Raw genomic sequence first — 8,874 nt, 5'->3', positions numbered from 1 at the left:
TTCATTGTAATAGGTTACAAATTAATCAGCAACACTATTTGACAAAGAACCCAAAAAAAAACAGTATTGAAGTAGAATGCTACTTCAATACTGTTTTACTTAACTTCTGTTTGTTCAATAAAATTATCACTTAACGCACGTTCTAATGCTTTGACATATGAACAATTACAGTTATCACAATTATTACAATACATGACATTGCGTAACTCACGCGGTAAGAAACAACGAATTTCTTCATCGTTATATCCAATTTGAAGACGATGTTTATCGACAATAATCGGGCGTCTTAAAACACTTGGATTCGCAACGATAAAATCTAATAACTCATTAATTGTCATTTCATCTGCATCTAAATTGTTTTCTTTAAATGCTTTTGAGCGAGTTGAAATAATATCTTCAAAACCATTTTCCGTTTTTTCTAAAATATTTTTTATATCTTCTCTTGTAATCTTTGTGACAAAAAGATTTTTTTCAATATATTTAATCCCGTATTCATCTAGCCATTTTTTAGCTTTACGGCATGAAGAACAACTTGGCGATGTATAAATTTCAATCATTTATTATCCCTCCACGATAGTCAAGCACTATCTTCTCTATTGTACAATACACATTAAAGACTGACAACGTATAATATTTAATATTATTAGTTTTACTCCAGCTAGAACTGTTATACATGTCCTATTTCTACCTATTTGTCAAATGATATGATTTATTTCTTTAAAATTGTATCGAACTCATAAGGAAAATACAAGTAAAATATAAAAAATAAATTTAGTTATAAAATAATAAATATTGTTAATCCACATCAAACAACATTTTTCCCAGATAAATACAATTCAACGAACTAAAAAAGGATACATCGATTGTTCTAGATAAGTTTTTCACATTTAGAAAACTTTTACTTTACCTAGCAATTGCCTGTGGCAATCTACGCTTCAACTACTAGATTCATCCACAAAACATCGGATTTCTTCCTTTATATCCAAACAGTTGAGAAAAGTTCAGAGCTCGTTTTACTCGCTACTTAACCTCCGAATCTAATGTCCATCCTTTTATCATGATGCGTTAAAACTCCTTAAAAGGGGCACCATCTACTAATGGCTTGAAGACTAAGTCTGATTATAAAATGATGACGCTTTTCCCGTTTGTATATAGTAAAAAGATGTATCTAATTCGATACATCTTTTTATGATTAAGTTATCGTTCGTTTTGCCAAGTTTTAATTTCTTCAGCTGTTCCAAGGACAAAGTGTCCAGGACTAACTTCTGTCCACTCTCCTGCATAGTAATCCACTTTAGATTTATCATAGACAATACGTTGACGATTACGTTCATAATTTGGATCTGGTAAAGGAATTGCTGATAATAATGAACGAGTATAGGGATGAATCGCACGCTCATAAATATCTTCTGCACTTCCAAGTTCAACTAAGCGTCCTAAGTGCATAACACCAATACGGTCTGAAATATATTTAACCATTGATAGGTCATGCGCAATAAATAAATACGTTAATCCAAATTCTTTTTTAAGCAAGTTCATTAAGTTAACAACCTGTGCTTGAATTGAAACGTCAAGCGCTGAAATTGGCTCATCCGCAATAATAAACTCTGGATTTGTCACTAAGGCACGAGCAATCCCAATACGTTGACGTTGCCCACCTGAAAATTCATGAGGATAACGTCCAGCATGATCTTTACTTAATCCAACTGCTTCTAAAATTCGATAAACTTTTTCTTCACGTTCTTGTTTTGTTTTAGCTAATTTATGAATGTCAATTCCCTCGGCAATAATGTCGATCACACGCATACGAGGATTTAAACATGCCATTGGATCCTGAAAAATCATTTGCATTTTTTGACATACTTCAGCTTTCTCAGCTTTTGATAATTTTTTTGCAATGTTTTTTCCTTTAAAGATAACTTCTCCAGCTGTTGGTTGATATAAACGAATAATACTACGTCCAGTTGTTGATTTTCCTGAACCTGATTCTCCAACTAAACCAAATGTTTCACCTTTATAAATTTTAAATGAAATATCATCAATGGCTTTAACTGTGATATGACGATTAATTTTAAAATACTGTTTTAAATTTTTAACTTCTAATAAAACTTCACGTTCTTGATTACTCATGATCATATCCCCCTTTAGCACGAAGACGTAAAACAGCAGCTGGTGGTGTTACTTTAGGAGCTTGTTCATGTAATAACCAAGTTGCTGCATAATGAGTATCACTTACTTTAAACATGGGTGGTTGTTCCTCAAAATCAATCTTTAAAGCATACTCACTACGAAGTGCAAAAGCATCTCCCTTTGGCGGCGTTAAAAGGTTAGGAGGTGTTCCTGGAATGGCGTATAATAACTCCTCTTTTGTATCTAAATCAGGCATTGACGCCAATAATCCCCAAGTATATGGGTGACAAGAATTATAGAAAATTTCATCACTAGTTCCAATTTCACAAACACGTCCTGCATACATAACAGCGACACGGTCTGCTACATTCGCCACCACTCCTAAGTCGTGCGTGATGAAAATAACAGCAACATTTGTTTTAGCTTGAATTTCTTTAATCAATTCTAAAATCTGTGCTTGGATGGTTACATCAAGAGCTGTGGTTGGCTCATCACAGATTAAAATACGAGGATTACATGCTAAGGCAACTGCAATAACGATACGTTGACGCATCCCTCCTGAGAATTGATGAGGATATTGCTTCATACGCTTGTCTGCATCACTAATTCCAACTAAACTAATTAATTCTTCTGCACGTTTTTTTGCCTCTGCTTTCGAACATTTTTGATGTTTAATAATCGGTTCCATGATTTGTTTTCCAATCGTCATCGTTGGATTTAATGACGTCATTGGATCTTGGAATACCATGGCAATCTCTTTACCACGAACTTGATGATATTCACGCTCTGTTAATTTGGCTAAATCAATTTGTTCCCCTGATTCTTTTGTATATAAGATCGATCCATCTGTTACTTTACCATTTTCAGCAAGAATCCCCATAATGGCTTTTGATGCAACTGATTTCCCTGATCCTGATTCTCCAACGATCGCTAGAGTTTCGCCCTCATGTAGAGTAAAACTCACACCACGAACTGCAGAGACAGGACCTGCAAATGTATCGAATGTAATAGTTAAATCTTCAACATCTAAGATTTTCTTCATGTATTCGTCACCGTCCCTTTCTATTTACCGCGTAAACGTGGGTCTAACGCATCGCGAAGACCATTCGCTAATAAGTTAATCGCAAGCATTAAATACACCATAAAGAATGATGGAATAATCATTAAATATGGATAACTTGTCATAACTTTATTACCGTTACTTAATAATACCCCAAGTGATGACATTGGAATTGGAAGACCTAAACCAATGAATGATAACATCGCCTCAGTTGCAATAGCTCCTGGAATCGAGAAAGTTGCCATAACAACTAATTGTCCGATAATATTTGGGAATAGGTGTTTGAAAATAATACGAGTACTACTTGCTCCAAGTGTTGTTGAAGCCATAACGAACTCTTGATCTTTTAATTTTAAATATTGAGCACGAACGACACGAGCAACTGAAATCCATCCTGTTAAACTCATGGCGATAATTAACGTAATAAATGATGCCTGTACATTAGATAATTTTAAATGTAATAAGCTCTCTATCCCATCAATGAATGGATCTCGAATGGTAATAAAGATAATTAAAACAACGGTTGTTGGAATACTTCCCAAAATCTCTGTAATACGCATCATAACGTTATCAATAGCAGTTCCTCCATAGAATCCAGCGATTGATCCGTATAAAATACCAATTGTAAAGTCAATAATTAATGATAAGAATCCAATTAATAAAGAAACTTGAACCCCTGTCCATAAACGAGTCCAAACATCAAAGCCTAACTCATCTGTACCAAAATAGAAGTATAAATGTTCAATATTGTTTTTAACATAGACATTGACTTTAACTTTTAGCATCTGAACACCATATTGGTCAACGCTACTACTAATGAATTCAAATGAATCTAAATCACTGTACGAAGAGTATTCACTCATTAACTCACTAACAGGTACCGTTTCAGTTGTGCTTGACCCCGTTAACTGAATGGTTACTTCTTTATTTTCTCCCTCACCTGTCCATGAAATAATTTGATAATCATATGGATGATATTTAATTCCTAAGGCTTCAACAAACTCAGCTTTTGTTAAAGGTGAATTTAATTTACTAATGTCTTCAGGTAAATTACTTCCGACCATTAATTCTAGGTTTGTTAAGTCTTTTTTCATTGTTCCATCCGCAATTCCAAGTTTTTCAATTCCTGGAATACGAGGCGGTAAATAATTCAAACGACCTTTTTCAATTGCAACGCCAGTCGATTCTTCAATAATGATTGGAGTTTGATCATAACGAACAGCATTTCCATTTGAGTGTTTTGGTCCAATCATTTGTGCTAAGAATGAAACAACAACTAAAAGAATAATCGCATATAAAGAAATAATTGATGGCTTATTTTGGCGTAAACGGCGGAAAGCATCTTGCCAGAAGTTTAAACTTTCTGTCTTGATTTCATCCCCTTTTGCATGATTTAACTGCGCACGCTCAAATAATTCTGGATCAAATTTCTTAGAAATCATTATTTTCCACCTCCTGCAAGACGAATACGAGGGTCAATAATTCCGTATAAAATATCGATAATTAAGATGACAACAACGTATAAGAAACTATAGAAGAAAGCAATTCCAAGTGTTAAGAAATAGTCATTCATTGTAACCGCATCTAACATTAACTTACTTAATCCTGGTACTCCAAAGAATTGTTCAATAACTAAACTTCCTGTCATAATCGAAATTAACATCGGTCCAATAACTGTAATAACCGGAATTAAGGCATTACGTAAAGCATGACGTGTAATGACTTGTGATTTTGTTAATCCTTTTGCACGTGCTAAAAGAATATAATCTGTATTTAATACTTCAATTAATTCACTTCGCATATATCGCATTAATGATGCAATAACTGGTACTGCTAACGATAAGGATGGTAAAATTAATGATTTAAATTCTGCTAAACGTGTTACCCCACGAATTGGGTCGTATGATTGGTAAAGATAAGGTAACCAACCAAGTTTATTACAAATAAAATATTGTAAGAAAGATGCTAAAACGAAGGATGGAATCGAAACCCCTAGTACAGCAATAATCGTAATTAAATGATCCCAAACCGTGTTTCGGTTCATTGCGGCAATGGCTCCAAGGATAATTCCGACTGTTACCCCAACTACTAAGGCAATAGCCCCTGGTTTAATCGTATATGGAATACGAGATAAAACTAAATCCGATACTTCTTGGTTCTGTAACTTGAATGATGTCCCAAAATCTCCTTTTAACACACCTGTCATATAGCGTGTATATTGCACTGGAACTGGATCATTTAATCCGTATTTATTTTCAAGAATTGTCTTTTGTGCATCTGATAACTTTGGATCTTCAAAAGGTCCACCAGGCATCAGCTGTAATAACAGGAAGTTAACCGTTAAAACTAAAAATAGTGTGATGACGATATAACCAATACGTTTAATAATATATTTAAACATATTTTAACTCTCCCCTTTCTTTTTTAAGTTCAATATGTCTCCCACAACTAGCTATCATAATTTTTTGATTCTTATTAAAAAATAGATTTAAAAAGATTAATACGCATTAACTTTTTTTTAAATCTATTTTTTAAGCTAATTGATTTTAAATAAGCATAAGACTAAATGATTAGCCTTATGCTTGCTATTTGCTATTGAATAAATAGAATTTTTCAGTTATTCAATAGCTGTTTTCATGTTTTAAAACTTAAAATTTAATTCACTGAGCTAGAATGATGACTTTTTTAAGCGTCATTTTTACTCAGCAATATCTGTCCACTTGAAGAAGTAGTCAGGTCCTACTTGTTGTGGCCAGTAATTTAATAATTTAGGATCGCGTAATCCAACACTTCCTCGTTGATATAAAGGAATGAAGGCTTGATCTTCACCTAATAAGATTTCTTCTGCATCTGCTAATGCTTTAAAACGTGCTTCTAAATCAGTTACTAAATCACCTGTTTTAGCTGCAGCGATTAATGCATCATATTCTTCATTAGAATAACCTAATTTATTTTGACCATTTCCAGTTGTAAACATATCTAAGAATGTCATTGGATCTGCATAATCAGGAGACCATCCAGACCATACCATATGGTAATCACCTGAAGTCGAACGAGCTAACTTTTCAGCAAATGGTAAAACTGATAACTTGATTGTTAAGTTCTCGTCACCTAAATTAGCCTCTAAGTCATTTTTAATAGCTGCCCCAACTTGAGCGGCACTATCACCTTCGAAGATAATGATTTCTAATTCTAATGCTTGTGTAACCCCTGTCGCTTCACGAGCTGCTGCCCATAATTTTGCTGCTTCTTCAGGATTATAAGAGTTGTATCCATTTGCATTTTCTTCATTTACATTACGGAAATCTACACCCTCATAAGCTGTATCTGCTGGTCCGTAAACAAAGTTTTTAGGTACAAAGTAATCTGCTGGTAATGAACCATTTGCGAATACATTGTCTGTGATAAATGCTTTGTTAATTGCCATATTAATTGCTTTACGAGCATCAGTGTTAGCAAGTAATGTTTTCTCAGGAGTCATAGCACCTTTACCGTTGTTAACTTCTAAGTAGAACATTCCAGTGTCCCCATAAGCAACGGCATCTGGACGTGAACCATAAGTTTGAACGTTAGCACCTGATAAACCAATTGATTGGATTGATCCTTCTATGTATAATCCAACCGCTGTATTGTTATCGATACCTGGTACAACACGGAAATCTACACCATCTAATGCTACATTTTCACTATCCCAGTAGTTAACATTTTTCTCAATGTAGAAACGTTCAGAAATTTTCCAATCTTTAAATACAAATGGACCATTGTAAATAAAGTTATTAACATTTGTACCAAATTTATCTTCAGTTACTTCATTAACGAACGCTTCATTTACTGGGTAGAATGAAGGGAATGCCATTAATGATAAGAAGTATGGCGTTGGAGTTTCTAACTCTACTTTTAATGTGTACTCATCAACTGCCGTTACACCTAATGCATCAATTAATTCAGACATATCAGTACGTGCTGCATCAACTGATGCAAAACCTAATGCTAAAATTGCTTCTTCAGCTGAAGCCATTTTCACTTCTAAGTCAGCTTTAGCTTCATCATATTGAGCTTGTGCTGTTTGTGTATCATTATCTTTATAATCGCTTAATTTTAAAGCTTCTAAATCTGATTTATATGTATCGTAAGATACGATTGATTCTGCTAATCCTAAAGCATCATTAGCTCCTTTGATTCCTGCAGTTTGAATCATGAAGTTATATTGAGCACCACTTGTTGGGTCAATTAGTTTTTTCCAAGAATAAACAAAGTCATTTGCTGTTACAGGAGCATAAACTGATCCATCAGCTTTAACCCAATTTGAATCTTCACGTAATTTGAATGTGTAAGTTAAACCGTCTTCAGAGATTTCCCAAGACTCTGCAGCTCCCGGTTCAATTGATCCGTTTTCTCCAAATACTACTAATCCTTCTAAGATATTTCCAAGCATTAAGAATGAAGCTGAATCTGTTGCAGCCCATGGTACTAATGATGGAATGTTAGAAGTTTGTAATAGTTTTAACACTTTTTTAGACGTTGAGTCTGTTGTTTGTGATTGAGTCGTACTCTCAGTACTCGGTGTTTCAGTTGCATTTTTATCAGATGAACATGCAACTAATCCGAAGGCACAGAAAGCAGCAGCAAACACAGTTAATAATTTCTTATTCATGTTACTTCCCCCTTCAATTTTGTTTCCAAAATTGGAATATTTTGTACCATATTTTGATACTTGTTACTATTTTATAATCGACTCCCCCATTTGTAAATCCCTTTTTCTGGTTTGAAAGCGTTATTTGTTAATAAAAAATAAATATACTGTATAAATTCACTAAAAATACCCAAAATATAAGTTTAAATTTTATAAATTAAATAAAAATGTCCTGAGTTATCTTTACTTTCATACACATTACTGTAAATATCTGTTATAATAGTCTAAAAATTTCAGAGGTGATGAGCTATGACACAAAGATATTCAGTATTTTTTAAATCCATTGCATGGATGCTTGGCATAACGACCTTCTTCTTAATGACACAAAGCATCGTGCGTTTTAACATTTTGGGGGAAATTAAAAGTTTATTTAATCATTTTTCAGTAACAGACTTATCGTTAATTTTCAAACAATTTGTCAGCCATTTTTCACTAATCAATATGATTAACACATTATTCCTAGTTGCACTACTATTTTTCTGCATCTACTGCTTTAAATGGATTTTAGATCAAGGTGCTTTCTATACGTTCCAATATTCATGGCAAAAAACAAAACGTTATGTCCTCTTTTTCTTACCAAAATATTGGCCAACGAAAAAAAATATCGATAAACAAAACGACTATGATGAAGAAACGGGTGAAAAAATTTTTCATACCTTCGAAGAATTCTATGAACATAAACAGGCCTCAAAATGGGAAGACATCAATCAACTCCTTCTTTCCTCAATCGTTTTAGTTATTTTTACAACTATCATTTCATTCATGATTATCTAAAATCACCACAAATAGCGTTACAACTCGACAAAACTTTTTGTTTTAGAATAAGTTCAGATAGATTTTCATGTTTGAATAACTCTTTCTTCACATATGTCTTCAAGGATAGGAGACCCAGTATTAAATATTAAATTGATTGATATTAAAGACATTTCTATTTCCATACCTGAGTTGTCAATTTAAATCAGACAATTATTCATCACAAACTAAGCAATTG

7 protein-coding genes are annotated in these 8,874 nt (G+C 33.5%); 1 reads left to right on the top strand and 6 read right to left on the bottom strand.

Annotated elements, in window-relative coordinates:
* Positions 1–95 precede the first annotated feature (95 nt).
* From QWC74_RS06785 to QWC74_RS06760, 6 genes are all read right to left on the bottom strand, one after another.
* Positions 96–557 (bottom strand): Spx/MgsR family RNA polymerase-binding regulatory protein, encoded by a 462-nt coding sequence (locus QWC74_RS06785; protein ID WP_006784306.1) that lies wholly within the window; start codon positions 555–557, stop codon positions 96–98.
* A gap of 640 nt (positions 558–1,197) precedes the next feature.
* The gene (locus QWC74_RS06780) at positions 1,198–2,130 is read right to left on the bottom strand and encodes an ABC transporter ATP-binding protein (protein ID WP_006784305.1); all 933 of its coding nucleotides are present in this window, start codon (positions 2,128–2,130) and stop codon (positions 1,198–1,200) included.
* A complete protein-coding gene (locus tag QWC74_RS06775; RefSeq protein ID WP_006784304.1) occupies positions 2,123–3,172 on the bottom strand; it encodes an ABC transporter ATP-binding protein in 1,050 nt (349 codons plus the stop codon). The genes QWC74_RS06780 and QWC74_RS06775 overlap by 8 nt, the downstream gene beginning before the upstream one ends.
* A 20-nt stretch (positions 3,173–3,192) precedes the next feature.
* A complete protein-coding gene (locus QWC74_RS06770) occupies positions 3,193–4,632 on the bottom strand; it encodes an ABC transporter permease (RefSeq protein ID WP_006784303.1) in 1,440 nt (479 codons plus the stop codon).
* On the bottom strand, positions 4,632–5,591 hold the full coding sequence (locus tag QWC74_RS06765; protein ID WP_006784302.1) for an ABC transporter permease: 960 nt from the start codon (positions 5,589–5,591) through the stop codon (positions 4,632–4,634). Before QWC74_RS06765 ends, QWC74_RS06770 begins: the two co-directional genes overlap by 1 nt.
* 297 nt (positions 5,592–5,888) lie before the next feature.
* A complete protein-coding gene (locus QWC74_RS06760) occupies positions 5,889–7,844 on the bottom strand; it encodes a peptide ABC transporter substrate-binding protein (protein WP_006784301.1) in 1,956 nt (651 codons plus the stop codon).
* 288 nt (positions 7,845–8,132) lie between these two features.
* Here QWC74_RS06760 and QWC74_RS06755 point away from each other — a divergent pair, with 288 nt between their 5' ends.
* Positions 8,133–8,657 carry a DUF3899 domain-containing protein gene (locus QWC74_RS06755; RefSeq protein ID WP_006784300.1) on the top strand — a complete coding sequence of 175 codons (525 nt, stop codon included), beginning with the start codon at positions 8,133–8,135 and terminating at the stop codon, positions 8,655–8,657.
* The last annotated feature ends 217 nt before the right edge of the window (positions 8,658–8,874 follow it).

This window comes from uncultured Turicibacter sp., assembly GCF_938044715.1.
Taxonomy (GTDB): Bacteria; Bacillota_I; Bacilli_A; order MOL361; family Turicibacteraceae; genus Turicibacter; species Turicibacter sanguinis.
This window is presented reverse-complemented; position numbering and strand designations above follow the sequence as displayed.

What these genes read in the sequence shown, in the direction of transcription:
- QWC74_RS06785 (WP_006784306.1), bottom strand. Translation starts at nt 557, where the DNA reads ATGATTGAAATTTATACATCGCCAAGTTGTTCTTCATGCCGTAAAGCT.
- QWC74_RS06780 (WP_006784305.1), bottom strand. Translation starts at nt 2,130, where the DNA reads ATGAGTAATCAAGAACGTGAAGTTTTATTAGAAGTTAAAAATTTAAAA.
- QWC74_RS06775 (WP_006784304.1), bottom strand. Translation starts at nt 3,172, where the DNA reads ATGAAGAAAATCTTAGATGTTGAAGATTTAACTATTACATTCGATACA.
- QWC74_RS06770 (WP_006784303.1), bottom strand. Translation starts at nt 4,632, where the DNA reads ATGATTTCTAAGAAATTTGATCCAGAATTATTTGAGCGTGCGCAGTTA.
- QWC74_RS06765 (WP_006784302.1), bottom strand. Translation starts at nt 5,591, where the DNA reads ATGTTTAAATATATTATTAAACGTATTGGTTATATCGTCATCACACTA.
- QWC74_RS06760 (WP_006784301.1), bottom strand. Translation starts at nt 7,844, where the DNA reads ATGAATAAGAAATTATTAACTGTGTTTGCTGCTGCTTTCTGTGCCTTC.
- QWC74_RS06755 (WP_006784300.1), top strand. Translation starts at nt 8,133, where the DNA reads ATGACACAAAGATATTCAGTATTTTTTAAATCCATTGCATGGATGCTT.